At 57.7% G+C, this 26701-nt stretch carries 24 protein-coding genes; 20 read left to right on the top strand and 4 right to left on the bottom strand.

Going from position 1 to position 26701, the window contains the following annotated elements:
• The first annotated feature begins 49 nt into the window (after window positions 1-49).
• The 4 genes from ACKFRY_RS08880 to ACKFRY_RS08865 all read left to right on the top strand — a co-directional run bounded on the left by ACKFRY_RS08880 (window position 50) and on the right by ACKFRY_RS08865 (window position 3652).
• Window positions 50-412 carry a DUF4259 domain-containing protein gene (locus tag ACKFRY_RS08880; RefSeq protein WP_005323276.1) on the top strand — a complete coding sequence of 121 codons (363 nt, stop codon included), beginning with the start codon at window positions 50-52 and terminating at the stop codon, window positions 410-412.
• A gap of 40 nt (window positions 413-452) precedes the next feature.
• A complete protein-coding gene (uvrB, locus tag ACKFRY_RS08875) occupies window positions 453-2546 on the top strand; it encodes an excinuclease ABC subunit UvrB (RefSeq protein WP_005323275.1) in 2094 nt (697 codons plus the stop codon).
• A gap of 129 nt (window positions 2547-2675) precedes the next feature.
• Window positions 2676-3128 carry a universal stress protein gene (locus tag ACKFRY_RS08870; RefSeq protein WP_005323274.1) on the top strand — a complete coding sequence of 151 codons (453 nt, stop codon included), beginning with the start codon at window positions 2676-2678 and terminating at the stop codon, window positions 3126-3128.
• A gap of 83 nt (window positions 3129-3211) precedes the next feature.
• Window positions 3212-3652: a universal stress protein gene (locus ACKFRY_RS08865; protein WP_005323273.1), complete on the top strand. Its 441-nt coding sequence runs from the start codon at window positions 3212-3214 to the stop codon at window positions 3650-3652.
• A gap of 67 nt (window positions 3653-3719) precedes the next feature.
• Here the strand turns inward: ACKFRY_RS08865 and ACKFRY_RS08860 are convergent, their stop codons facing one another.
• The 4 genes from ACKFRY_RS08860 to ACKFRY_RS08845 all read right to left on the bottom strand — a co-directional run bounded on the left by ACKFRY_RS08860 (window position 3720) and on the right by ACKFRY_RS08845 (window position 8842).
• A complete protein-coding gene (locus tag ACKFRY_RS08860; RefSeq protein WP_408922687.1) occupies window positions 3720-4736 on the bottom strand; it encodes an App1 family protein in 1017 nt (338 codons plus the stop codon).
• 20 nt (window positions 4737-4756) lie between these two features.
• Window positions 4757-6982, bottom strand: coding sequence for a HelD family protein (locus tag ACKFRY_RS08855; RefSeq protein WP_408922686.1), 2226 nt, complete (start codon window positions 6980-6982; stop codon window positions 4757-4759).
• Window positions 6983-7145: 163 nt separating this feature from the next.
• Window positions 7146-8162: a DoxX family protein gene (locus tag ACKFRY_RS08850; protein ID WP_005323270.1), complete on the bottom strand. Its 1017-nt coding sequence runs from the start codon at window positions 8160-8162 to the stop codon at window positions 7146-7148.
• 77 nt (window positions 8163-8239) lie between these two features.
• Window positions 8240-8842, bottom strand: a complete 603-nt coding sequence (locus tag ACKFRY_RS08845; protein WP_005327847.1) for an MBL fold metallo-hydrolase — start codon at window positions 8840-8842, stop codon at window positions 8240-8242.
• A 65-nt stretch (window positions 8843-8907) separates the two neighbouring features.
• Here ACKFRY_RS08845 and uvrA point away from each other — a divergent pair, with 65 nt between their 5' ends.
• From uvrA to ACKFRY_RS08765, 16 genes are all read left to right on the top strand, one after another.
• Complete coding sequence (gene uvrA, locus ACKFRY_RS08840) at window positions 8908-11748, top strand: excinuclease ABC subunit UvrA (RefSeq protein WP_408922685.1); 2841 nt, start codon at window positions 8908-8910, stop codon at window positions 11746-11748.
• 7 nt (window positions 11749-11755) lie between these two features.
• Window positions 11756-12604: a hypothetical protein gene (locus ACKFRY_RS08835; RefSeq protein ID WP_408922684.1), complete on the top strand. Its 849-nt coding sequence runs from the start codon at window positions 11756-11758 to the stop codon at window positions 12602-12604.
• 270 nt (window positions 12605-12874) lie between these two features.
• Entirely contained in the window at window positions 12875-13396 is a 522-nt protein-coding gene (gene infC, locus ACKFRY_RS08830) for a translation initiation factor IF-3 (RefSeq protein WP_080970442.1), read from the top strand.
• Between the two features lie 36 nt (window positions 13397-13432).
• Window positions 13433-13627: a 50S ribosomal protein L35 gene (gene rpmI / locus ACKFRY_RS08825; RefSeq protein WP_005323265.1), complete on the top strand. Its 195-nt coding sequence runs from the start codon at window positions 13433-13435 to the stop codon at window positions 13625-13627.
• Between the two features lie 55 nt (window positions 13628-13682).
• Entirely contained in the window at window positions 13683-14066 is a 384-nt protein-coding gene (gene rplT, locus ACKFRY_RS08820; protein ID WP_005323264.1) for a 50S ribosomal protein L20, read from the top strand.
• Between the two features lie 152 nt (window positions 14067-14218).
• Window positions 14219-14671 carry a TM2 domain-containing protein gene (locus ACKFRY_RS08815; protein ID WP_005323263.1) on the top strand — a complete coding sequence of 151 codons (453 nt, stop codon included), beginning with the start codon at window positions 14219-14221 and terminating at the stop codon, window positions 14669-14671.
• Window positions 14672-14779: 108 nt separating this feature from the next.
• On the top strand, window positions 14780-15583 hold the full coding sequence (locus ACKFRY_RS08810; protein ID WP_005323262.1) for an RNA methyltransferase: 804 nt from the start codon (window positions 14780-14782) through the stop codon (window positions 15581-15583).
• Between the two features lie 103 nt (window positions 15584-15686).
• Window positions 15687-16733 carry a phenylalanine--tRNA ligase subunit alpha gene (gene pheS, locus ACKFRY_RS08805; protein ID WP_005327862.1) on the top strand — a complete coding sequence of 349 codons (1047 nt, stop codon included), beginning with the start codon at window positions 15687-15689 and terminating at the stop codon, window positions 16731-16733.
• A 24-nt stretch (window positions 16734-16757) separates the two neighbouring features.
• Window positions 16758-19271: a phenylalanine--tRNA ligase subunit beta gene (pheT, locus tag ACKFRY_RS08800; RefSeq protein ID WP_408922683.1), complete on the top strand. Its 2514-nt coding sequence runs from the start codon at window positions 16758-16760 to the stop codon at window positions 19269-19271.
• Between the two features lie 143 nt (window positions 19272-19414).
• The gene (locus ACKFRY_RS08795; protein WP_408922682.1) at window positions 19415-19741 is read left to right on the top strand and encodes an aminotransferase class III-fold pyridoxal phosphate-dependent enzyme; all 327 of its coding nucleotides are present in this window, start codon (window positions 19415-19417) and stop codon (window positions 19739-19741) included.
• Window positions 19738-20658, top strand: coding sequence for an ornithine carbamoyltransferase (gene argF, locus ACKFRY_RS08790; protein ID WP_408922681.1), 921 nt, complete (start codon window positions 19738-19740; stop codon window positions 20656-20658). Before ACKFRY_RS08795 ends, argF begins: the two co-directional genes overlap by 4 nt.
• A 3-nt stretch (window positions 20659-20661) precedes the next feature.
• Entirely contained in the window at window positions 20662-21144 is a 483-nt protein-coding gene (locus ACKFRY_RS08785) for an arginine repressor (protein WP_005327871.1), read from the top strand.
• An 81-nt stretch (window positions 21145-21225) separates the two neighbouring features.
• A complete protein-coding gene (locus tag ACKFRY_RS08780; RefSeq protein ID WP_150850449.1) occupies window positions 21226-22446 on the top strand; it encodes an argininosuccinate synthase in 1221 nt (406 codons plus the stop codon).
• A gap of 6 nt (window positions 22447-22452) precedes the next feature.
• On the top strand, window positions 22453-23883 hold the full coding sequence (argH, locus tag ACKFRY_RS08775; RefSeq protein WP_408922680.1) for an argininosuccinate lyase: 1431 nt from the start codon (window positions 22453-22455) through the stop codon (window positions 23881-23883).
• A gap of 219 nt (window positions 23884-24102) precedes the next feature.
• The gene (locus ACKFRY_RS08770; RefSeq protein ID WP_200435249.1) at window positions 24103-25620 is read left to right on the top strand and encodes an amino acid permease; all 1518 of its coding nucleotides are present in this window, start codon (window positions 24103-24105) and stop codon (window positions 25618-25620) included.
• Window positions 25621-25632: 12 nt separating this feature from the next.
• Window positions 25633-26670 carry an ornithine cyclodeaminase gene (locus ACKFRY_RS08765; RefSeq protein ID WP_005323253.1) on the top strand — a complete coding sequence of 346 codons (1038 nt, stop codon included), beginning with the start codon at window positions 25633-25635 and terminating at the stop codon, window positions 26668-26670.
• Window positions 26671-26701: the final 31 nt, after the last annotated feature.

Here is a 26701-nt window from a genome sequence, read left to right as displayed (position 1 = left end):
TTACGCAGTTTCGAAGTTGTGTTAACTTTCGCGTCTTAAGCTACTCGCCGTGGGAACGTGGGATACTGGGCCTTTTGATAATCATGCAGCGCGAGAACTGCTCGCTAGCTTGCGTGATGGCTCGTTCGATCTCAAAGCCTTTCAGAAGTCATGCGCCGAAGAGCCCATGGACTCCGATGACGCGGAAACCATGATCGCACTGGGCGCCTTATTGAAGCTGAAAGCTGATGCGCTGCCGGAAGGAATCCACCGCGAGGATCTTGCGCCTCTGTATACGCCGCAGTCTAAAGCGTGGTTGCGCCGTCGCATCAATAGTGCGATGCGCCCAGAGACCTCCTCGGTTTATGCGCTGTGGGAGACCACCGGCGAGCTGGAAGAGTGGCTGCGCACCGCGCAGGACTCCTTGCCGTGAACATAGCTAGCTGCGCCGTATAAGCAGTAGAGTAGTGGGCATGGCTTTTGCTGCTGAACATCCTCTTATCCCAAATTCCGAGCACCGCGTCGTCAGCGAGGTCGAGCGCACCCCAGGTGAGTTTCAGGTTGTCTCTGAATACGAACCGGCCGGCGACCAGCCCGCCGCTATTGCAGAGCTCAATGAACGCCTCAACCGCGATGAGCGCGATGTTGTACTCATGGGTGCTACCGGTACAGGTAAGTCCGCCACAGCTGCGTGGTTGATCGAAAAACAGCAGCGGCCCACGCTGGTGATGGCGCCAAATAAGACCCTGGCGGCGCAGCTAGCGAACGAGCTGCGCCAGCTCCTGCCGCATAACGCAGTGGAGTACTTCGTCTCTTATTATGACTACTACCAGCCAGAGGCATATATCGCGCAGACGGATACCTATATTGAAAAGGACTCGTCCATCAACGAGGACGTAGAGCGCCTGCGCCACTCGGCTACCTCGGCCCTCCTGTCCCGCCGGGACGTGGTGGTTGTCTCCTCCGTGTCGTGCATTTATGGCTTGGGTACCCCGCAATCCTATTTGGATCGCTCAGTCATTATTTCCGTGGACGAGGAGCTGGACCGGGACCGCTTTCTCCGTTTGCTGGTGGATATCCAATACGAACGCAACGACGTGGGATTTACCCGTGGTACCTTCCGTGCCAAGGGTGACACGGTCGATATCATTCCGGCTTATGAGGAACGTGCGGTACGCATTGAATTCTTTGGCGATGATATCGATTCCCTCTACTACATTCACCCCGTCACTGGCGATGTCATCGAGGAAGTAGACGAGGTGCGCATCTTCCCCGCGACTCACTACGTGGCAGGACCCGAACGCATGGAAAAAGCTGTGGCTGCCATCAAGGAGGAATTGGCCGAGCGCCTGGAAGATCTGGAAAACCGCGGCAAGTTGCTCGAGGCACAACGGCTTCGCATGCGCACCGAATACGATCTAGAAATGATCGAGCAGGTAGGTTTTTGCTCCGGCATCGAGAACTACTCCCGCCACGTCGATGGCCGTCCGGCCGGCTCCGCACCGGCAACGCTGCTGGATTACTTCCCCGAGGATTTTCTCACCATCATTGACGAGTCTCACGTCACGGTTCCACAGATTGGCGGCATGTTCGAGGGCGATATGTCCCGCAAGCGCAACCTGGTGGAATTCGGTTTCCGGCTGCCCTCCGCAGTGGATAACCGCCCGCTGACCTTCGATGAGTTTGAACAACGCGTGGGACAAACCGTTTACATGTCCGCCACCCCTGGCGACTTTGAGCTCACGTCCTCGGACGGTGAGTACGTGGAGCAGGTTATTCGCCCGACTGGTCTGGTGGATCCGAAGGTTACCGTCAAACCCACTAAGGGCCAGATTGATGACCTTATTGATGAGGTACGCACCCGCATTTCGCAGCAAGAGCGAGTGCTGGTGACGACGCTGACTAAGCGCATGGCAGAAGACCTCACCGATTACCTGCTGGAGCAGGGGATTAAGGTGCGCTACTTGCACTCGGATATCGATACCTTGCAGCGCGTCGAGCTTTTGCGGCAATTGCGCCTTGGCGAGTTTGATGTGCTGGTGGGCATTAACCTCCTGCGTGAGGGACTTGACCTCCCCGAGGTATCGCTCGTTGCCATCTTGGATGCGGACAAGGAAGGTTTCTTGCGCTCTACCACCTCGCTTATCCAGACCATCGGCCGTGCTGCCCGTAACGTCTCTGGCGAGGTGATTATGTATGCCGATAAAATCACCGATTCGATGCAAGAGGCAATCGAGGAGACGGAGCGACGCCGCGAAAAGCAGATAGCTTATAACAAGGAACATGGCATTGACCCGCAGCCTTTGCGGAAGAAGATTGCCGATATCCTTGACCAGGTCTATGAAGACGGAGGGGAAGAGGAGGCCAACTCCGACCCCTCTGCAGTGGTGGAGAAGCGGGATATTTCCAGCATGGCTACCGATGAGGTGCAGGCGCTTATCGACGACCTCTCGGCCCAAATGGGTGCCGCCGCGCGCGAGCTCAAATTCGAGCTGGCTGGTCGTCTGCGCGATGAGATTGCTGATCTAAAGAAGGAATTGCGTGGATTGAAGGAAGCGGGAATTTAGTTTTCTCCCCCTGAAAGTGATGATTGGCTCCGCGGGTACTTCTCTTAAGGGCTGCGCTAGTTATACTGGATAAGTGCCAGAAGCGCCGTTTAGTTGTCACTGTGAAATAGTTCAACTGCAAGGAGAATAATGCTTACTTATAAAAACATTGCCGTCGGCACCGATGGCTCTGAAACCTCCCTGCGCGCGGTCCGCGCTGCGGCGTCCATGGCACGGGCGTACGACGCTAAGCTGATTATTATCTCAGCTTTTTATAACCACGCTGGATCCATGCTTGGTGCTCCGAGGGGCGACGAAGCCGGTCTGCCCGTTGTAAGTGAGGACATGGCCGGTACCTACCTAACCAATGCCACCCGTATCGCCGAGTCGGAGGGTGCGGAACACATTGAAATCGTAGGGAAATCTGGAGACCCAGTAAAAGCCTTGTTGGAAGTAGGTCAGGACTATGACGTGGACCTGTTCGTGGTGGGAAACCGCGGCGTGAATTCCGTTCGTGGTCGAGTCTTTGGTTCTGTCCCAACGGAACTAACCCACAAGTCAAAGGTAGACGTCGTCGTAGTTAATACCAGCGAGAAACGTTAATCTTTTTTCGTTGTTACACTGGCAGTAATGCCTCTGTAGGCTAAATAAACACTCCGGGTACACACCCACAAAGAAAGGTCATCATGAGCGACTACAACTCGATCGTTGTCGGTACTGACGGTTCTAAGTCTTCTCTCCTCGCTGTAGAGCGAGCAGCTAAGATCGCCGCCGCATTCGATTCCAATCTGATTATTGGTTGTGCTTACTACGAAAACCAGGAGCAGGCTTCCAAGACCCTGCGCCAGGATTCCGTAACCATTTTGGGCGATGAGAAGGCGGAGGCAAACCTCAAGGATGCTAAGGCACACGCTGAGAAGTTCGGCGCTTCCAAGGTCGAAACCGCTGTTCGCCCGGGCACCCCAGTGCAGGCCCTGATGTCCATCGTCAACGACAACGATGCTGACCTGCTTATCGTGGGCAACCGCGGCATCAACTCCCTGACCGGTCGCCTGCTGGGCTCCGTGCCGGCAGACGTTGCTCGCCAGTCCGACTGCGATGTAATGATCGTTCACACCGTCAGCTAAATGCGGTGATTAAAACCCGCCTTGGTCTCGCTGGAAGGCCAAGGCGGGTTTCGTCGTTAAGCGCTGCCTACTCTGCAGGATGCGCAGCGTTGAATGCGGCGGCAATGGCGTTGCCGTTCGCGCCCTGAATCAAGGGAATAGAGAAGTGGCCCTCCTCATTGGCATCGGCCAAAGGGCTCAGGGAGCCGTGGGAGAGCAACTGCTCCTGCGGGCTCAGATTGCGGATGAGCACAGAGTGTATCCGGTCCGGATGCTCGTTAGCCACATCGCCGTACGTTAATGGATCATGTTGTCCGTCATCGCCAATGAGAATCCATTGCATATCCGGGTAGGCAATGAGCAGATTGCGCAGTTGAACACGCTTGTGCTCCTGCCCGCTGCGGAAAAGTCCCGTTTCCGTTGGGCCCCAGTCCGTCAGCAGCATGGGACCCGCGGGGAAACCATGGTGGGACAGGAATTTCTTGAGCGAGCCAAAGGTATTCCAAGCGCCCGTAGATAGATAAAACACTGGGGCTTGGGGGAAGCGTTGCTGTAGCTGAGCATAGAATTCAGCCATTCCGGGAACGGCCTGTCGCTTGCTAGGGCGCTTGGCCCAGGAATTCCACGCCGCGGTGAGCGCACGCGGCAGCCACGTGACAAGCACCGTGTCATCGATATCGCTAACAATGCCGATCTTGGCCGCCGGATCAACGATAAGTAGTTGGACTTCCACAGCCTTCGCATGTGCGGCCTCGATTGTTGCCGTATGCCACCCGGGCTCTAGTTCGTGGTCATGGACTAGTAAGTCAATGTATCCGTTGCGATCGGTGGTGCCGGTGACAGTCTTTTCCCCAATAGTTACCGAAACGTCGTGGTGTCCTACTTGAATGGTAAGAAACTGCTGGTAGCCGCGCTCACCCCACGTATCCCTCTTGCCTTCATCAGGATCATGCATGAGTACGCGGCCGAAGACTCTCACCTGATCGGTGGTGCCATAACCTGTATATCCCACAATCAGGGGCTGCCATCCACGCCGTTGGGAGCGCTTCAAAGTAATGGAGTTAAGTGAGCTTTCAGCTTTGCGCATGATGTCAGATAAGGCCATGGCATAAAGCTTACGGAAGCCTAAAGAACTTCGCCGCAGTCACCAACGAGCGTGAGGGATTGAGTGGCACGAGTGATGCAGACATAGAGGTTCTGCAATCCCTGTGGGGAGGCATCCACGATGCGCTGCGGATCGAGCACGACCACGTGATCAAACTCGAGGCCCTTGTAGCGCTCCGCAGTGGCGGCATCAATAACCGCTGTGAGCCTGCCATCCTCTTCGCTGTGTACTCCAGGGACGTAGTTGCCCTGCTCAAGCCGGCGCACCTGCACTCCATCACGGATGGCTGTCGCCGGGATGGCATCAGGGTTAATCATTTCCAACAGTCCATTGGCCAAATCCGTGATGGGCTGCGGGGTGCGATAGTTGACGGTTAAGAAGTGGTGACGGAAGCGCTGGGCTACGAAGGGCTCGAGGGCCTCGCCCCAGTCATCAACACCTGCCGGGGAACCAGTCTGGGAGGTATCACCCACCAAAGTCATCCACCGGGAAGGGCAGCGCCGGAAGAGCATTCGCCACTCCATAGGTGTTAACTCCTGGGCCTCGTCCACGATGATGTGACCATAAGCCCACGTATGGTCTTCGCGGGCGCGTTGGGCAGTGGTGCGTTTATCGCGTACCTCCTGGCGGTGCGCCAAGGTCTCGGCGTCGATGACATCGTGGGCAGAGAGGATTTCTGCTTCAAACATGTCATCGTCATTATCTGTGGACTCGGAGGAGGACAAGATATCCAATGCGTCTTCCGCATCAGCCACTTGGTCGCGCCACGCCGCATCATCGGCTGCCTTCTTTTCTTCAGGGTTGGGTAGGCCGATGAGGACGGCAAGCTCGTCTAGCAAGGCCGCATCCGAACCCGTCCATGCTCGCCCCTCTGCGCGGTAGAGCGCTTCTTGGGTTTCCTCGTCATATCCGTGGGCGGCAGAAGCGATACGCTCGCGTGAGGAGACTAGAGCAGCAAGTACATCGGTGGGGTGTAGTTCGGGCCAAAACTCATCGATCAAGGCAGTAACCGCCGCGTCCTCAGCAAGGTCATCGTGGAATTGATCAATATCGGCGCGCGAAAGGAGATTTTTTCCGCCAAGCGGATCGGCACCTACCTTTTCTGCCATTTGCTGGGCAAGGTCTTCTACGAGGTGCTCAATGAAGGCACCGCGAGCCTCATTGTGTGGCTTTCGCGAGCGGCGTGCACGTGTGCGGGCGCTTTTCACCATGCTGGGCGTTACCTCTAGGGCCAGGCCGTCGACTGCCAGTTCACGCGGGTCGTCGGGAAGCAGCTGGTAGTCCTTGACCGCGGTGGAGAGGATTTCCACCATGGCGTCGCTGCCCTTGATTTCCCGAGCCACCAGGTCTTCTTCGTGTTCCGGTTCGATTCCAGGGAAGAGTCCGCCGATGGTGGAGAGCACCACGCCGGTCTCGCCTAGTTCTGGGAGCACGCGCGAAATATAGTCCAAGAAGCTGCTATTGGGACCAACGATGAGTACGCCAGTGGCAGAAAGCAGCTCGCGGTGGGTATAGAGCAGATAGGCAACGCGGTGCAGCGCAACTGCGGTCTTACCGGTGCCAGGGCCGCCTTCTACCACCATCACGCCGCGGGTGTTATCGCGGATAATCTCGTCCTGCTCCCGCTGAATGGTCTCCACAATGGAAGCCATGTGGCCCGTGCGGGCTCGCTGCATAGCGTGATAGAGAGCGGATTCGCTCGCTACGCCGGCCTCTTCTTCACGCACGCCGGGACCGGCAAGGACCTCATCATGAATGCCGGTGACGGTGCGCCCCTTGGTGCGGATTTGGCGGCGGGTGTGCACGCCTTCTGGTTGGGCGGTGGTAGCGAGGTAGAAGGGCCGTGCCATGGGGGCACGCCAATCTAGAAGGAGCGTGCGATAGTCCTCTTCACGCGCATCGAGTCCCATGCGGCCGATGTAGCGGCGATCTAGGCCTTCCGCGGTGGGATTGTCACCGGGGGCGTCAATATCGATGCGGCCAAAGACCAATCCCATTTGGGCCACATTGAGACGATCCAGCTTGGCTTGGAGCCCGTGGTATTCCGTTTCGCGGCGTACCAAGGCATCTGCGTCCGGGGTGGAGGGATCTACGTCCGCCTGCACCTCATTGAGCCGTTCATTTGCTGCAGCCACCTCATCGTCGAGGCGGGAGAAAAGGCCGTCCACATAATCTTGCTCCGTAGCGATGGCTTCGCGCTCCGAGGAACCTGCGGCCGCCGCGTGCTTTTGGGATGCTGAGTTCACGTGACTCCTTGGTGATTGGACGTTGATGGGGTGGAAGGTGCCGGGCACGCTGTCCGGCGAGGGGGAGAGATGAGTTTAGACCCTGCTGTGACAAAGAACAACGGCCCAGCATAAGGCTGGGCCGTTGAGTCATCGCCGAGATACTCGGCCAAGGAAGATGTGGCTACTTAGAGCGCTTTTCCAGCTTCTTGATAGCTGCCTCAATCTTCTTATTTGCCTCCTGCTGCAGCTTGTCAGCGTGCTTGGAAGCCTTCTTGTTTGCGCGCTTGGACTTGGCGCCATCCAGCTTGGCGACGGCCTTGTCGGCACGTGCCTGAGCCTTGGTAGCTGCCTTCACAGCACGGGTACGGGCGATGTCGCGATTAGCCTGTGCGGTCTCGAGCCAGTCACCCTTATTGTCTTCAACGTAAGTCTTGGCGTTGTCGACCGAGTCCTCAATGAAGGACTTAGCGTTGCCCAGCAAGCCGCGGCCAGACTCCTGCCAATCGTCCTTGTTGTCCTCTACGTAGGTCTTGGCATCGTCAACATAGGACTTGGCGGTATCCAGCAGACCGCGGCCGGTGGACTGCCAGTCATCCTTGTTGTCGTCTACATAAGCCTGTGCCTTGGCAGAGGTCTCGTTGATCCAGTCGCCGGCCTTGGAAGACAGCTCGTTAGCACGGGCAGAGAGCTCTTCGCGCTTCTGCTCGGATTCAGATTTAGTAGGCAGCGCCTGCTGAATCTTCTTATTCGTGCGCTTGCCGGCCTTCTGTGCGCGCCAACGCAGGGAAGGCTTGCCCTCGGTGTCCTGGGTAGCGATAAACAGGGCGCCAAGCAAAGCGGTGTTGGTAACGAATCCGTTGCGGCGGGATTCCTTGTCTTCCTTGTTGTCTGCTGCCCAGAAGTTATTCTTGCCAATCAGGTTAGGCAGGGTAGCGGCGGCCAGAACCGCAGCGGAAGTGCGCGGTGCCTTGCCCAGAGCCAAGGTGGAGCCGGCGCCTACCTTAGCGCCGCCAATGGCGCGGGTAACTAGTTCTGGGTCATTGGGGATGTAGCCCTGGTACTCAGAAGGAACGGCCTTGCGCACGGTCTTGAGGAAACCCTCGGTCTCCTTGACATGCTCGGACGCGTTGCGCAGGTTGTCTACGCCTTCCCATACAAATACGGATGCCAGCATGGGGCGGGCAAGCTTGCGAATCATAGTCCTTAAAGCTCCTTAGCTCGTTGTTCTAGACCTATCGTGTGCTAGACCATTGTACGCGGAAAACCGCCTTTGGATCACCAGCGGCGTTCCCACCAGTCACCAAGCTTGGGTCGCTCCTCGCCCAAGGTCGTGGACTTGCCGTGTCCCGGGCGCACGATCGTATTGTCGGGGAACTCATCAAAGATGCGCGCGGTGACGTCCTTATATAGACGGACGAAGTCTCCCTCAGAGGTAGTCTTGCCCAGGCCACCGGGGAAGAGGGAATCGCCTACGAAGAGATTGGTGACGCCATCGATGCTTGCAACTAGGGCTGCACCGCCGGGGGTGTGGCCGCGCAAGATGATGACTGGCAGCTGAAGACCCGCGAACTCGATGGAATCGCCCTTGCGCAGCTCCACGTCTACCTCAGCCGGGATGGCGGGGGAATCAAGGAAGGAGGCGTAGTGAGTAGCACCCGTTTCGGACAAAATCTCCTCGAGTGCGCGCACGTGGTCCCAGTGGCGGTGGGTCGTGAGCACCGCGGTAATTTTCACTCCGGCCTTGCGGGCCATGTCGAGGATTGCGGGCGCGTCATCGGCGGCGTCGACAAGCAAGCCCTCTTCGCCCGCCTGAAGGAGGTAGCAGTTATTGTCCATCTCGGACACGGAAATCTGATGTAGCTGAAGCTCGTTAGTCATGTGTCCCAGCCTACGGGTACATTCGAGGGAAGATTGCAATCCCTAGTACTGGAGGTCTGAGCACAGTGGCTGATCGTTTGGTGGTGCGCGGTGCCCGCGAGCACAACCTCAAGGGCGTGGATATCGATATCCCCCGCGATAAAATGGTTGTTTTTACCGGCCTATCCGGCTCCGGTAAATCTTCGCTGGCCTTTGACACCATCTTCGCTGAAGGCCAGCGCCGCTACGTGGAATCCTTGAGTTCTTATGCCCGCATGTTTTTAGGGCAGATGGATAAGCCCAACGTGGAATTTATTGATGGCCTGTCACCCGCGGTGTCCATTGATCAAAAATCCACCAACCATAATCCACGCTCCACGGTGGGCACGATCACGGAGATCTACGACTACCTGCGCTTGCTCTTTTCCCGTGCTGGTACGCCGCACTGCCCAAAGTGCGATGCGGTAATTGAGCGCCAAACGCCGCAGCAGATCGTGGATGCGGTGCTGGAACTAGAAGAAAAGCTGAAGTTCCAGGTGCTTGCACCGGTAGTGCGCAAGCGCAAGGGCGAGTTTGTGGATCTTTTTCAGGATCTTTCGGCGCAGGGTTATTCCCGCGTGCGAGTGGATGGAGAGACCCATCAGCTCAGTGATCCTCCCAAGCTAAAGAAGCAGATCAAGCACAATATTGAGGTAGTGGTTGACCGCCTGCAGGTGAAGGCCTCGCAGAAGCAACGCTTAACGGATTCGGTGGAAACGGCCCTGCGCTTGGCCGATGGTCTGGTCACCATCGAGTTCGTAGATAGGGAAGAGCTCACCCACACGTACTCGGAAAAGGCCGCCTGCCCCAATGGCCACACCTTGACCATTGAAGAGTATGAGCCCCGTGCCTTTTCCTTCAATGCTCCGTTTGGTTCTTGCCCGGTGTGTGATGGTTTGGGTACCAAGCTGGAAGTCGATGTTGACCTGCTTATTCCGGATCCGGATGCCCCGGCGGTTGATGCGATTCAGCCGTGGCACTCCTCTCCCAACTCCCGCTACTTTGTCAAACTAGTGGAGGGTCTGGGCAAGGCAATGGGCTTTGACCCTAAGACGCCAGTGAGCGAATTGACCAAGGAGCAGCGCCATGCGCTCATCTATGGCACGGACGAGGAGGTGCAGGTTCGGTACAAGAACCGCTACGGGCGCCAGCGCAATTGGACCGCGCCGTTTGAGGGCGCGACCGGTTTCATTCACCGCAAACTGGAAACGACCGATTCTCAGTCCCAAAAGGATCGCCTGCTGCAGTACACCCGCCGCGTGCCGTGCAGCACCTGTAAAGGCACGCGCTTGAAGCCGGAGATCTTGGCTGTCCGCTTGGCCTCTACTACTCACGGTGAGCAGTCCATTGCGGGGCTGTGTGCGCTTTCGATTGAAGATGCCTCTGAGTTCCTGGACTCTTTGGTGCTGGGGCACCGCGAGGAAATCATTGCCGGTGCGGTACTCAAGGAAACCCAGGCTCGGTTGCGCTTCCTTCTCGATGTCGGTCTGAATTACCTGACCCTGGATCGCGGTGCGTCCACGCTTTCGGGCGGCGAGGCACAACGCATCCGTTTGGCCACGCAGATTGGTTCCGGTTTGGCCGGCGTACTTTATGTGCTCGATGAGCCTTCCATTGGTTTGCACCAACGCGATAACCAGCGCCTTATTAAGACCCTGCAGCGTTTGCGCGATATTGGCAATACCCTCATCGTGGTCGAACATGACGAAGACACCATCCGAGAGTCCGATTGGCTTGTCGATGTGGGCCCGCGTGCCGGTGAATATGGTGGCGAGGTGGTCTATCAAGGCGAACCGGCGGGAATTGAAAAGGTAGAGGAGTCCCTGACTGGCCAGTACCTTTCTGGCAAGAAGGTGCTCGCTGTCCCGGATCACCGCCGCGAGATCGACAAGGGCCGCACCCTGAAAGTGGTGGGTGCACGCGAGAATAACCTGAAGGGCATTAACGTCGAAATCCCGCTGGGAGTGTTGGCATGCATTACCGGTGTTTCTGGTTCTGGTAAGTCCACCGTGGTTAATGAGATTTTGGCCAAGACCTTGGCCAATAAGCTCAACCGCGCCCGCCAGGTGCCCGGCCGCGCCAAGCGCGTCGAGGGCGTGGAGCACCTGGATAAGCTGGTCCAGGTTGACCAGAGCCCGATTGGCCGTACGCCGCGTTCCAACCCGGCGACCTACACGGGCGTCTTTGACAAGATCCGTAACCTTTTTGCCGAAACCCAGGAGGCCAAGGTTCGCGGCTACAAGGCCGGCCGCTTCTCCTTCAACGTCAAGGGTGGGCGCTGCGAGGCATGCCAAGGCGATGGCACCATCAAGATCGAGATGAACTTCCTGCCGGACGTGTATGTTCCGTGTGAGGTGTGTGAGGGCGCTCGCTATAACCGCGAGACCCTGGAAGTGCACTACAAGGGAAAGAACATCGCCGAGGTTCTTGACATGCCCATTTCTGAGGCAGCGGACTTCTTCGAACCCATCAACTCGATTCACCGCTACCTTGCCACGCTTGTCGACGTCGGCTTGGGCTACGTCCGCCTCGGTCAAGCCGCTACCACACTGTCTGGCGGTGAGGCGCAACGCGTTAAGCTCGCCTCAGAGCTGCAAAAGCGCACCAACGGTAGGACTATCTACATCCTGGACGAGCCGACCACTGGTCTACACTTTGAAGACATCCGCAAGCTGATGTTGGTCATCCAGGGCCTTGTAGACAAGGGAAATTCGGTGCTCGTCATCGAGCACAACCTCGATGTCATCAAGGCTGCGGACTGGATCGTGGATATGGGACCGGAAGGTGGTGCCGGCGGCGGCACCGTAGTCGCGCAGGGCACCCCGGAAGATGTTGCGCAGGTGGAAGGCTCCTATACCGGTAGCTACCTAAAGGACATGTTGAAGTAGGGACACTGTGAATAGTTACCGCCTCGGCGCCAGCCTGTTGGCAGCGCTCACCTTGTTTATGGTGAGCGCTTGCTCTAGCGATCCTGAAACCGAGAACGTCCCTGCGCCGTCGACTAGCTCTCCGGCACCCAACCCGGACTCAGTGCGCACTCAGCTTGACCACGCAGTGGACAAGACCGCAAAGAAGTACCACGCCAAGGTTGGGGTTGCTATTTCAGCCGGCGATGACACCATTGCTGTGGGCGATAAGGGCAAAGGCCCTGTTTGGTCGACCATAAAGGTCCCTATCGCCATCGCGGCGCTGAAAGACGGCGCAGATAAGAGCTTGGTCGACCTGGCAATCAAGGAATCCGATAACGATGCCGCCTACGCCCTATGGTCGCAGGTGAAATGGCGCGAAGGCTCCGCCGATAAGGCAGTAGAGGAATTGCTCGAAGACTATGGATCACACGCGGATATCCATGACACCGCTTTTGGCTACTCCACGTGGTCATTGAAAGACCAAGCAGTCTTCGGTGCTGAATTGCCTTGCATTGAGGAGGCGGACTACGTCCACAAGGTGCTCAAAGACATTGTGTCCTGGCAGAAAATTGGCCTGTCGAAAGAGAAACGAACCCGCGCTAAAAGCGGCTGGGGCTTGGACGAGGACGACAATGAGTACACCTACCGCCAATTTGGAGTTCATGAGGTTGTCGGCAAGCGCGTCGGCGTCGCGTTATCTGTGGTTACAGATGGCGAGGATTATGCCAAAGCCGAGCCAGCGGTAGAGTATCTCGCCCATGAGTTGGTGGACATCGTTGATAGAGGGGTAGAGAAGGGCAATATCAAACCAGCTGCCCAATGCAAGGACAGCTAGGCGAGTTGCGATTTGGTGGAAAGGGTAGAAGCTGCTATCCTCAAAGCCACTACCGCCCATGACGCCTTTTCGAGGTGCGTGGGTCACAAGCGGAGTCTCTCCCACCCGATGCCGCGAACACCGTTCGTAGGATAAAGGTAAAGGTAACCAAGCAAACATGCTTGGCACTGTGAGAACTCCCGGCTGTCTTTGGCAGACCGGGTTTGATTCGTTTGTGGTCCCGGTAGGTGAACTACTTACTCATACACCCCCTAATCGAGGAGAACCACAATCAGCGCTGAAGCTCGCATCAATGAGCGTATCCGAGTACCCGAGGTCCGTTTGGTAGGCCCCGGTGGTGAACAGGTGGGCATCGTCCGTACCGATGATGCTCGCAAGCTTGCATACGAGGCTGACCTTGACTTGGTTGAGGTAGCCCCGAAGGCAAAGCCCCCAGTGGCCAAGATCATGGACTACGGCAAGTTCAAGTACGAGCAGGCTCAGAAGGCTCGCGAAGCCCGTAAGAACCAGCAGCAGACCGTGGTTAAGGAACAGAAGTTCCGCCCGAAGATCGATGATCACGATTATGAGACCAAAAAGGGTAACGTAGTTCGCTTCCTCGAGAAGGGATCCAAGGTCAAGGTGACCATCATGTTCCGTGGTCGTGAGCAATCGCGTCCGGAGCTGGGTTTCCGCCTCTTGGAGCGTTTGGCTGATGACGTCGCTGAAGTTGGCGTCGTTGAGTCCCGCCCCAAGCAGGATGGTCGCAATATGACCATGGTTTTGGGTCCGGTTCGCAAGGGCAAGAAGTAGACCAGATTCCACGTAGGATTTAAGGACTTAATACTCATGAAGCAGAAGACCCACAAGGGCACCGCAAAGCGTATCAAGGTGACCGGTTCCGGCAAGCTGCGCCGTGAGCAGGCTGGCCGCCGCCACCTGCTGGAGGGCAAGCCGTCCAAGCGTACCCGTCGCCTGAAGGGCACCGAGGCAGTCGCACAGCCTGACACCAAGCGCGTCAAGCGCCTGCTCGGCCGCGCATAATAGCGCCGAATCAACCCACATCCGCCATCACAATTTGAATTAAGGAAGTATCACTGTGGCACGAGTAAAGCGCTCAGTTAACGCAAAGAAGAAGCGTCGCGCGATTCTGAAGTCCGCTAAGGGCTACCGCGGCCAGCGTTCCCGCCTGTACCGTAAGGCGAAGGAGCAGTGGCTGCACTCCATGACTTACGCTTACCGCGATCGTCGCGCTCGTAAGTCTGAGTTCCGTAAGCTGTGGATCCAGCGCATCAACGCTGCTGCCCGCATGAACGACATCACCTACAACCGACTCATCCACGGCCTGCGCCTGGCTGAGATCGAGGTTGACCGCAAGATCCTGGCTGAGCTTGCTGTCAATGACTTCGAGGCATTCTCCGCACTGTGCGAGGCTGCTAAGGCTGCTCTGCCTGAGGACGTCAACGCTCCTAAGGCTGCCTAGTTACTAGGCATACAACGCCCGTTTCTCCGGCTTATGTGCCGGGCGAAGCGGGCTTTGGTCGTTTTATACTCTATCTGTCTAATGAGCTCGGTCTCCCGTGCTACATTGAGTCCAGACCACGAGTGACCCCGAGACCGAGGAGCAGATTCCCTGTGACAAACCCAAATGGTAGCTACCAACCAGAAAATGGCGAGTATTCTGGCCAGTCCTATGACAACAACCAGGGGCAGCAGTACAACCCCTATGACCAGCAGGCCGGTTACCAGCCGCAGTACAACCAGGGCTATGCACCACAACCGAATATGGGTTCCTATCCGGTGCAGCAGCAGTATGTGGCGCAGGGACAGCAAAAGTCTTGGATTGCGACTTTGCTTCTGTGCTTCTTCTTGGGCTCCTTCGGCGCGCATAACTTCTATACCGGTCGCACGACCTTCGGCGTAGCGCAGCTGGTGCTTAATATCTTGGGCTGGGCTACTTTCTGGTTCTTGCTCGGGTTCGCGTTTTGGGCCATCGTCGGAATCTGGGTTTTCATTGAGTTCATTATGATCATCGCCGGCGCCGGTGATTACGACAAGGACGCCCGCGGCGTGCCACTAGCTAAGTAGCACCCAGCATTGTGATCCTGTTGCTATACCGGCAACAGGATTTTTTGTTTTGCCTACGCAGCTGGGGCTGAGTCTGGGACTAGGCAACTAGTAGGTAGGGTAGGAGCCATGAATTTGGATTTTGACTCTGCCTTTACTGAACGCACCCCGCGCATTGTTAATGCAGCCAAGCTGCACCGCGCTGCTAACCGGAAGAAGGCGAAGCAATTCCTGATTGAGGGAGAAAACGCCGTAGATGCTGCGGTGTCTACTGGCGCTGCTGTCGATGTTTTCGTCACTGAAAAGGCCGCAGAACGCTTCGGTGACATTATTACCGCCTGTGGATACATGGGAGTGTACGTACATCCCATCACCGATAAAGCGGCTAAGCATTTATCTGATACCGCCACCACCACGGGGCTTTTCGCGCTGTGCAAGCCGGTCCTGTGGTCCGCGGGCAAAATCCTTAACGGCAAACCAAGCTTGGTCTCTGTTCCCGTGCTCACTTCGGAGCCGGGCAATGCAGGCACCTTGATTAGAACTTCCGACGCCATGGGAGCAGATGGAGTAATTTTTGCGGGCGAGACGGTCGATCCCCTCAGCTGCAAGGTAGCGCGCGCTTCGGCCGGCTCGCTGTTTCATGTCCCGGTAGCGCGAGACCCCAATATTAAGGACGTCTTGGGGCAGCTGCGTAAATCGGGCATGCAAATTGTGGCGACGGCCGCTGATGGCGAGGTAGACCTTGCCGAGGCAGACCTATCTCAGCCAACGGCGTGGCTTTTTGGCAACGAGGCCCACGGGTTGGGCGAGCTACTGGAAGAAGCCGATATGCGGGTGCGTATTCCGCTGCGTGGGCGAGCAGAGTCACTCAACCTGGCAACAGCCGCCAGCATTTGTCTTTATGAGTCAGCAAAAGCCCAAGAGCACAGCTAAGCAGATCCCCGAATGAAAAGGGGGTCCCTGGGGCGGTCGGACTAGCCGGGACAGAGTAAGATTGCACGCGTTAGTTTTCGCGCGAGAAGAAGGTACGAAGTACGTGTCCGATACACCGCAGATCGAATTGACCGAAGAGGCTCTTGGGGCCGCGGCCGATAAGGCTATCGCAGCCTTCGACGCAGCCGAAACGCTCGATGAGCTGGCTGCAGCCCGCCGCGAGCACCTAGGAGATGGCGGCTATATTCCGCAGGCGCGCCAGTCTTTGGGGCAGCTGCCCAAGGATCAGCGCAAGAGCGCTGGCAAGGCTGTCAACATGGCCCGCGGCAAGATGGAAAAGCGCTTTGCCCAGGTTAAGGATGTCTTGGAGCAAAAGGCTCGCGAGGAGCAGTTGCGAGCAGAGACCGTTGACGTCACCATTCCCACCACCCGCACCCAGACTGGTGCTCTTCACCCGATTACCGCATTGTCAGAACGCATTGCGGATATTTTCGTCGGCATGGGCTGGGAAATCGCGGATGGCCCCGAGGTTGAGGCGGAGTACTTCAACTTCGATGCATTGAACTTTAAGCCGGATCACCCAGCACGTACCCTGCAGGATACGTTCCACGTCTCCGGCGAGGGCTCTAAGCAGGTGCTACGCACGCACACCTCTCCGGTACAGGTGCGCACCATGCTGGAGCGCGATGTACCGCTGTATATCGCTTGCCCAGGTCGCGTATTCCGCACCGATGAGCTGGATGCCACCCACACCCCGGTTTTCCACCAGGTAGAAGGTTTGGCCGTGGATAAGGGCCTGACCATGGCCCACCTGCGCGGCACCCTGGAGCACTTGGCCAAGGTGCTGTTCGGTCCGGAGACTACGACGCGCATGCGCGTGAATTACTTCCCGTTCACCGAGCCTTCTGCCGAGGTTGATGTGTGGTTCCCCAATAAGAAGGGTGGCGCTGGCTGGATCGAGTGGGGCGGCTGCGGCATGGTGAATCCCAATGTGCTGCGCGCCGTAGGCGTTGACCCAGAGGAATACACGGGCTTTGCCTTCGGTATGGGCCTCGAGCGCACGCTGCAGTTCCGCAATGGCTTGACCGATATGCGCGACATGGTCGAAGGCGATGTCCGCTTCACCCTGCCGTTTGGCGTACAGGCCTAAAACCCAGAAAGGATAGACACACTAATGCTTATTTCCCAAGACTGGGTCACCCGCATCCTGGGCGCTAAGAACCCTGGTTGGAACGTTTCCGCTGCCGATATGGACTCCGGATTCGTGCGCGTCGGTTTTGAAACCGAGGGCTATGCTGCCGTTCCGGAGAGCACCGGTCCGCTGGTCATCGGCCAGGTGGTAGAGATCGAGGAACTTACGCAGTTCAAAAAGCCCATCCGCTACTGCCAGGTAAATGTAGGCCAGGCTAATGGCACGGGCGAGCTGCAGGGCATCATTTGCGGTGCTCGTAATTTCCGTTTGAATGACTATGTCGTTGTGGCGCTTCCGGGCTCGGAGCTTCCTGGCGGCTTCAAGATTGCGGCGCGCGAGACTTACGACCACATCTCTAATGGCATGCTGTGCTCTGGCGCTGAGCTCGGTTTGGGCGCACAGGCTAACGGAATCATCGTCTTGGGCGATGACGTCGCCGATAAGGTGGGCGAGGATGCTCGCCCGATTATTGGGCTGCATGATACTGACTTTGACGTCAACATCACCCCGGATCGCGGATACGCCCTGTCCGCGCGCGGTTTGAGCCGTGAGATCGCTTCGGCTTTCGACTTGGACTTTGCCGATATTGCCGAGGATCCGTCAGTCGCTGGCATTGATACCTCTGCTGTTCCAGCGGCGCAGGGCTCGCTTATCGACGTCACTCTCACCCCCGAGACCAAGGCGCAGCGTTTCGGGCTCCGCAAGGTCAGCGGCATCGACCCGCAGGCACGCACCCCGTTCTGGCTAGAGCGCGAGCTCATGCTCTGCGGCCAGCGCAGCGTAAACCTGCCCACGGACATTACTAACTATGTGATGTTGCTTTTGGGCGCCCCGATGCATGCCTTTGATGCCAACGTTATCCAAGGAAATCTCGTTGTCCGTAATGCGGACGAAGGCGAGAAGTTTGAGACCTTGGATCACGTAAAGCGTGAGCTTTCTGCAGAAGATGTGGTCATCTGCGATGACAACGGCATCCAGTCGCTAGCCGGTGTCATGGGCGGTACTACCTCAGAAACCTCGGCGGAGACCACTGATGTTGTCTTCGAATCCGCTATCTGGGATCCGATCACCGTGGCGCGCACCTCCCGCCGCCATAAGTTGTCGTCCGAGTCCTCCCGCCGCTTCGAGCGCGGCGTGGACCCTGCGATTGTCGAGGTCGCTCTAGACACCGCATGTGCGCTCTTGCAGCAGCTGGCGGGCGGCACCATTGAGGAAGGCCGGACGCTTATCGGGGACGTCGCCAAGCGCGAGCCCATTGCCCTGCGCACCGCAAAGGCTAGCGAGTATGCAGGCGTAGACTACTCCCGTGAGACCGTTATTTCCCGCCTCGAGGAAGTCGGCTGCACTGTCGCCGATGAGGGTGACATGCTGCAGGTAACGCCCGCTACGTGGCGCACCGATATCTCCATGGATGTAGACCTCATTGAGGAGGTCCTACGTCTGGAGGGCTTGGAGGACATTCCCACCGTCTTGCCTACTCCGGCCGGCGGTCGCGGTCTGACCCCAGCGCAGAAGCGTCGCCGCGCTATTGGTCACGGCCTCGCCTATGCCGGTTATGCAGAGGTATTGCCGGCCCCGTTCGTAGCGAACGACACCTTTGATGTGTGGGGCTTGGACAAGGATGATGCTCGCCGCCGCACCGTAGAGGTGCAGAATCCGCTTGAGGCAGATAAGGCCATCTTGTCCACGACTCTGCTTCCGAACATGCTGGAGGCCATCGGCCGCAATGTTGCGCGTGGCCGCAGCGACCTCGCCCTGTATGGTCTGCAGCAAGTGGCATTCAAGCGCGCCGCGGCATCGCCCATGCCTTCTGTAGAGCAGCGACCTTCCGAGCAGGTTGTTTCCGAACTTCTAGATACCCTTCCTGAGCAGCCGCTGCACGTTGCAACGGTGGCCACTGGCAATATTGAGCATGAGGGACCGTGGGGCGAGGGTCGCGCATATAGCTACGCCGACGCTATCGAATCCGCCCGCCAGGTCGCTCGCGCCGCCGGCGTGGATATCGAGCTGGAGGCAGCGAACGTTCTTCCCTGGCACCCAGGCCGTTGTGCTGCCGTGAAGGTGGCTGGCACCGATGTGGTCTTGGGTCATGCCGGTGAGCTCCACCCGCAGGTCCTGGAGGCGCTGAACCTGCCGGCGCGTACTTGCGCCATGGAGCTGGACGTTACCGCTATGCCATTGGAAGAGAAATTCCCTGCGCCGGTACTGTCCTCCTTCCCAGCGTTGCACCAGGACATTGCGCTCGTGGTGGATGAAGACGTCCCAGCAGAGCGCGTGCGCGCCACCGTGGAAGAGGGGGCGGGTGAGCTCATCGAGTCCGTCGAGCTCTTCGACATTTTCCGTGGTGAGCAGTTGGGTGAGGGCAAGAAGTCCTTGGCCTTCCAGCTTCTGTTCCGTGCAGCGGACCGCACGTTGACCGATGAGGAAGTCAACGAGCACCGTACGGCGGCAGCGGAGCTGGCTAAGCAGCGCTTGGGCGCAGAGATGCGCGCATAGCTTTCCCAAAAAGGGGCGGTGAGATTTAGCTCACCGCCCCTTTTTCATACATTTTTCCGCTCCTGACGAAGCTTTAACCAGGCATTTTTCTAAATTGTATGAATAACATACGGTCGAGTGTATTTATTGCTATAGTCACCCCTATGACGATTTCAGTAGCAATTGCAGGCGCCACCGGATACGTGGATGCGGAATTTCTTGCGGAAGTTACCCATAAGGGTGACTATCTGCGGCAAGAGATTGAAAAATTGCCGCTTGTAGAACGCGTACGCGGCCGCGGCCTGATGCTCGGCATTGTTTTAGCACAACCGGTGGCTAAGCAGGCCGTGCGCGACGGGCTTGCACAGGGGCTCATCCTCAACGCACCCAGTGAGAATGTTCTCCGCCTCACCCCACCCATGGTTATTTCCCACGATGAACTAGACACAGCACTGACAACACTTCGGACGATAATGGAGGAACTAGCATGAGCCTGCGACACTTTCTGGCTGACGATGATCTCAGCCCACAAGAACAAGCAACCGTTTTGGACCTAGCTGAAAGGCTCAAGAAGGATCCCTTTGCGGAGCGCCCACTAGAGGGACCTAAGACCGTGGCGGTGCTTTTTGATAAAACGTCTACGCGGACCCGCTTTTCCTTTGAAACCGCAGTAGCGAATATGGGCGGCAAGGCCATTACTGTCGATACTTCTACCACTCAGATGGGCAAGGGGGAGTCCTACCAGGACACGGCCGCGGTGCTTTCGCGGTACGTGGAGGCAATCGTGTGGCGCACCTTTGACCATGACAATCTTCTCCAGATGGCGGAGACCGCTACCGTTCCTCTGGTCAATGCGCTTTCCGACGACCTGCATCCCTGCCAGATTCTGGCTGACCTGCTGACCTGTCGCGAGAATTTGGGTGACCTCAAAGGTAAAAAGGCCGTTTACTTGGGCGATGGCGATAATAATATGGCTAACTCCTACATGATTGGTTTCGCCACGGCCGGCATGGACTTCTCTATTATCGCGCCCGAAGGATTCCAGCCGCGCCAGGAATTCGTCGACCGCGCGCGCAAGCGGGGCAACATCACCATTACTGATGACGTGGATGAAGTTGAAGGTGCAGACGTAGTCATCACCGATACGTGGATCTCTATGGGGCAGGAAAATGATGGCCGCGATAGGCGTACGCCGTTCCTGCCATATCAGGTTGATTCGACCATAATGAGCAAAGCGCATAAGGATGCAATATTCTTACATTGTTTGCCGGCGTACCGTGGAAATGAGGTCACGGCTGAGGTAATTGATGGACCACAGTCACGCGTCTTTGATGAAGCGGAGAATCGCCTGCATGCGCAGAAAGCGCTTCTTGTCTGGTTGCTCGAAATAAATAAGGAGATCAACTAAGTAATGAACACCCCGACCACCCGCAATGCTCGGCAGGCCAAGATCCTAGAGATTTTGGATCGCAATCGCGTCACCAGCCAGGTGCAACTATCCGAGCTTCTCCTCGCAGACGGCATCGACATCACGCAAGCCACTTTGTCCCGTGACTTGGATGAGCTGGGGGCGAAGAAGGTAAAGCGCGACGGTGGCCGTTCCTTCTACGTGGTCGGCGGTGAGCTGGAGCAATTTGAAGACCAGGTGGGCGGCCCCCGTGAAAAGCTGCGCCGCATGCTCGATGAACTGGTGGTATCCCATGATTCTTCCGGCAATATAGCCATGTTGCGCACCCCAGCCGGTGCGGCCCAGTACCTTGCCAGCTTTATTGACAGGGTGGGGCTGCACGATGTCATTGGCTGCATCGCCGGCGATGACACCATCTTCGTCTTGGCGCGCGAGGGTGTCACGGGTGCAGATCTGGCAGTGACACTTACCACGCGGAATATTTAGACGGTGGTGGTGGCAATTCCCACCACCAGCGTATATTATGTACTTGGATGAATTGTTTCCAATAGAGCAAGGAGATTAACCATGTCCGCACGCGTAGTATTGGCTTACTCTGGTGGCCTTGATACTTCCGTTGCCATCCCATACCTGGCAAAAATGACCGGTGGTGACGTAGTCGCCGTTTCCCTGGACTTGGGCCAAGGCGGCGAAGATATGGAATCGGTTCGCCAGCGTGCACTTGACTGCGGTGCCGTAGAGTCCATCGTTATCGATGCCAAGGATGAGTTCGCAGAGGAGTACTGCGTTCCCACCATCAAGGCAAACGGCATGTACATGAAGCAGTACCCGCTGGTATCGGCTATTTCCCGCCCCCTCATTACCAAGCACTTGGTAAAGGCCGCGCAGGAATTCGGCGGCACCCACGTCTCCCACGGCTGCACCGGCAAGGGTAATGACCAGGTACGCTTCGAGGTTTCCTTCCGCGCCCAGGATCCTTCCCTCGAAATTATCGCCCCTGCACGCGATTATGCGTGGACCCGCGATAAGGCCATCGCCTTCGCGGAAGAGATCAACCTGCCGATTGAGCAGTCCGCGTCCTCGCCATTTTCTATCGATCAGAACCTGTGGGGCCGCGCGGTAGAGACCGGATTCCTTGAAGATCTGTGGAACCCGCCAACAAAGGATCTCTACGCCTATACCGAGGACCCAGGCCTGGGTAATGCCCCGGATGAAATCATCATCTCCTTTGAGAAGGGCATCCCGGTGGCAGTCGATGGCCAGAAGATGTCCCCGCTGCAGATTATTGAAGAGGTCAACCGCCGCGCTGGTGCGCAGGGCATTGGCCGTCTGGATATGGTGGAGGACCGCTTGGTGGGCATTAAGTCCCGTGAGGTCTATGAGGCTCCGGGTGCCATGGTCCTCATCCAGGCCCACGAGGCGCTGGAGGATGTCACCGTGGAGCGCGAGTTGGCCCGCTACAAGCGCTTGACCGATGCCCGCTGGTCCGAGGAGGTCTATGACGGCCTCTGGCACTCGCCGCTGAAGCGTTCCCTGGATGCCTTCGTTGAGGAGTCCCAGGAAAACGTCACCGGTGATATCCGCCTGAGCATGCATGCCGGTACCGCCACGGTCACCGGACGCCGTTCCGGCCAGTCGCTGTACTCCTTTGACCTGGCTACTTATGACACCGGCGATACCTTCGACCAGACCGCAGCTAAGGGCTTTGTGCAGCTGCACGGCCTGTCCACCCAGATCTCTAACCAGCGCGACCGCGACGGCGGTTTCCCCACCAGCGCGCAGAAGTAGGAGCACATGGAACCGCATAAGACTAACGAGGGTGCCCTATGGGGTGGCCGCTTCTCCGGCGGACCGTCTGAGGCGATGTTTGCCCTCTCTGTGTCCACCCACTTTGACTGGGTGCTGGCACCATATGACGTCCTAGCCTCCAAGGCGCATGCCAAAGTGCTGCACAAAGCGGGCTTGCTTTCCGACGGCGACTTGGAAACCATGCTCTCCGGCCTCACCGAGCTAGGGGAGAAGGTGGCCTCCGGTGAGTTCCGTCCAGCGCCCACGGACGAGGACGTCCACGGTGCGATGGAGCGCGGGCTCATCGAGATTGTAGGCCCGGAGGTAGGCGGTCGCCTGCGTGCCGGCCGTTCCCGTAATGACCAGGTCGCGACGCTGTTTCGCATGTGGGTACGTGATGCCATTCGCGATACCACGGCTCAGGTGAGTGACTTGGTGGATGCCTTGGCTGATCGGGCAGCAGCACATCCGGACGCCATTATGCCGGGCAAAACTCACTCGCAGGCGGCACAGCCAATTCTGCTGGCGCACGAGCTTTTGGGACATGCGCAGCCACTTCTGCGCGATATTGAGCGTCTGCAGGACCTGGATAAGCGCTTGGCGGTATCGCCCTACGGCTCCGGCGCTCTTGCCGGCTCCTCCTTGCAGCTAGATCCTGAAGCCATTGCGGAGGAACTCGGCTTTGATGCCGCCGCGGAGAACTCCCTGGATGGCACTGCGGCTCGTGACTTCGCCTCCGAAACGGCATTCGTGCTGGCCCAGATTGCCGTCGACATGTCCCGACTTTCGGAAGAAATTATCTATTGGTGCACGCCGGAATACGGATACGTCACCCTGGATGATGCATGGTCGACCGGCTCGTCCATCATGCCGCAAAAGAAGAATCCGGACGTTCCGGAGCTTACCCGCGGCAAGACTGGACGCCTTATCGGTAACCTCACTGGCCTCCTGTCTACGCTGAAGGCACAGCCGCTGGCCTATAACCGCGACCTGCAGGAAGATAAGGAGCCCATCGTTGATTCGGTGGCGCAGCTTAACCTGCTGCTGCCGGCAATGACCGGACTGGTGTCCACGCTGATTTTCCACGAGGACCGCATGCGCGAACTTGCCCCGCGCGGGTTCACGTTGGCTACCGACTTGGCCGAATGGATGGTTCGCCAAGGCGTTCCTTTCCGCGAGGCGCACGAAGCGTCCGGCGCCTGCGTGCGCATCGCTGAGGAGCGGGGAGTTGACCTAGTGGAGCTCACCGATGAGGAGTTGGCGGGCGTCGACAAGCGGCTAAAGCCTAGCGTCCGTGAAGTACTCACCATCGACGGGGCAGTGGCCTCTCGTGCCACCAAGGGCGGCACCGCTGGTGTCCGCGTGGCTGAGCAGCGCGAGACTGTCCGCCAGCGTGCCGCGGCTGCTCGCTCGTGGGCGCAGAAGCCGCTGCGCTAATTCTCGGTGCGCTTTAGAAACCGCATGGTCTTCGGCCATGCGGTTCTTTTTTATCTCGCTGCGGGGGTGGGAGATTGACCCCCATTCCCAACCTGTCAACTGCGTTGTTGAACACAATGGGGGTAGTGGTGACATGGGTAACAGTGTGGTGCGTTAGTATTCTTGCAGGGAATGTGACCTAACAGACTCGTTCACCGTAATGAAAGGACGATCTCTCCTATGACAGTAAATTCTCCGCCCACTCCAGCTGGGCCACACGAGAATGAAAAGGCGGTCTACGCCTCGGAAGACCATGGCCTGCAAAAGGGAATGGGCAATCGCCAGCTGCAGATGATTGCCATCGGTTCCGCAATCGGTACCGGCCTTCTCCTGGGCACCGGCGGCCGCCTGCAGGACGCAGGCCCCTTCCTCGCCGTGCTGTACCTCGTATGTGGCTTCTTCGGCTACATCATCTTGCGCTCACTTGGCGAGCTCATCGTCTATCGCCCCAGCTCCGGCTCCTTCGTGTCTTATGCTCGCGAGTTTTATGGCGAGAAGACCGCTTTCGTCACCGGTTGGTTGTACTGGGGAAACTGGGCCATGACTCTGGTGGCGGATGGCACGGCCGTCGCCATTTACATCAAATGGTTTAGCCAATACACCTCGTGGCTCGATTCCGTCCCGCAGTGGCTACTTGCGCTCGTGGTCATCTGCGGCATCCTCGTATTTAATATGCTCTCGGTGAAGATCTTCGGCGAGCTGGAGTACTGGTTCTCCTTGATTAAGATCGTCGCGCTGATCATCTTCATGTTGGTAGCCATCGGCGTCCTCATCTTTGGCCACCCGAGTGGCGACCCGACCGGCTTTAGTCTCATTTCTGACACCGGCGGCTGGTTACCTAATGGCTTGATGCCAGCCGTGATCGTCGTCCAGGGTGTCGTCTTTGCCTATGCCGGCATTGAGCTCGTTGGTACCACTTCCGGCGAGACCAAGAATGTAGAAAAGCACATTCCGCGTGCAGTCAACAACGTGCTGCTGCGCATCCTGATTTTCTACTTCGGCTCCGTGCTGCTGCTCACGCTCGTGCTGCCGTACACCGATTACGTCGCTGACGTGTCGCCATTCGTGACCTTCTTTGAGTCCCTCGGTGTAGGTGCGGCGGCCCCGATTTTCCAGCTTGTCGTTATCACCGCTGCGATTTCCTCGCTCAACGCCGGCCTGTATTCCACCGGCCGCATTATGTACAACATGTCCACTTCCGGCTCCGGCCCGAAGTTCGGCGCTCGCATGTCCAAGTCGGGCGTGCCCTACGGCGGCATCGTGATGGCGGCCATGGTGGGCTTGGTAGGCGTCTTCCTCAACTATGTGGTGCCGGAGATGGCGTTTGAAATCGTGCTTAACCTGGCAGCCTTGGGCACATTGGCGTCCTGGGCGGCAGTTGCGCTCTCGCACCTCAAATTTGTGCGCCTGGCCAAGAGCGGAAGCTACACCCGACCGGGATACCGCTCGCCGTTTGGCGAAGGCGGAGACTGGGCAGTGCTCATCTTCATTGGCCTAGTCATTATCTTGATGGCCTTTGATTATCCAATCGGCACCTTTGCGCTTGCATCGACCCTGCTCCTCGTTCCGGTCTTTATGGCAATGTGGTACGCATGGCGCGACCGCATTCGCGCCATCGCGGAAGAGAGGAAGGCCAAGCACCTGCCAACCTCCAGCTTCCCGGCTGCACCGCAAACAGACCTTCACCCAAAGAAATAGAAAGGAACTTTTATGAACCACGCAGTTAAGTTCGTAGATGTAGAGAATATGGCGCGCTGGATTCAGCGCGAAGGCGTAGAAAACATCATTACCGGAATGGTGGACTACCTCGAGGCCGACTACCGCGAATGGGAGCGCTTCGACAAGATTCCGCGCGTTGCTTCCCACACCCCGTTCGGCGTTATCGAGCTCATGCCTACCTCCAATGGCAAGGAGTACTCCTTCAAGTACGTCAACGGTCACCCATCCAACCCAGCTCGCGGTTTCCAGACCGTTACTGCCTTTGGCGTGCTTGCCGACGTCGACAATGGTTACCCCACCTTCGAAGCCGAGATGACGCTGCTTACCGCACTGCGTACCGCCGCGACCTCCGCCATGGTGGCAAAGCACTTGGCACGCAAGGATTCCAAGCGCATGGCCATGGTTGGTGCGGGCTCCCAGTCCGAGTTCCAGGCGCTTGGCTTCCGCGGCGTTATGGGAATTGAGGACATTACCATCTATGACATCGACCCTGAGGCGGTAGAAAAGTTCAAGCGCAACTTGGAGCCACTGGGCTTTAATATCACTGCTTGTTCCAGCGTCGACGAGGCGGTTTTGGGTGCAGACATCATCACCACCTGTACCGCAGACAAGGCTCAGAACCAGATTCTGGCTGAGCGCCACGTCGCCCCAGGCGTCCACCTCAATGCCGTTGGTGGCGACTGCCCGGGCAAGACCGAGCTGGAGAGCTCCATCCTGGACAAGTCCAAGGTCTTCGTAGAATTCCCAGAGCAGACCCGCATCGAAGGTGAAATCCAGCAGAAGCCGGAAGACTTCCCGGTTGTCGAGTTCTACCAGGTGCTCACTGGTCAGGCCACCGGCCGCGATGACGATGAGCAGATCACGCTCTTCGACGACGTCGGATTCGCCATCAACGACTTCTCCGCCCTGCGTTACCTGCGCGATTCTGTCAAGGGCACCGACCTGGAGTCCGAGATCGACATCATCGCCAACCCGGATGACCCGAAGGATCTCTTCTCCCTGGTTGCAAACGTTCCCTCCCTGCTCTAAGTCGAAGGTGGGGTAGAGGGATCCAACTTCT

This window comes from Corynebacterium tuberculostearicum, from assembly GCF_046097255.1.
In the GTDB taxonomy this organism is placed as follows: domain Bacteria; phylum Actinomycetota; class Actinomycetes; order Mycobacteriales; family Mycobacteriaceae; genus Corynebacterium; species Corynebacterium tuberculostearicum_J.
This window is presented reverse-complemented; position numbering and strand designations above follow the sequence as displayed.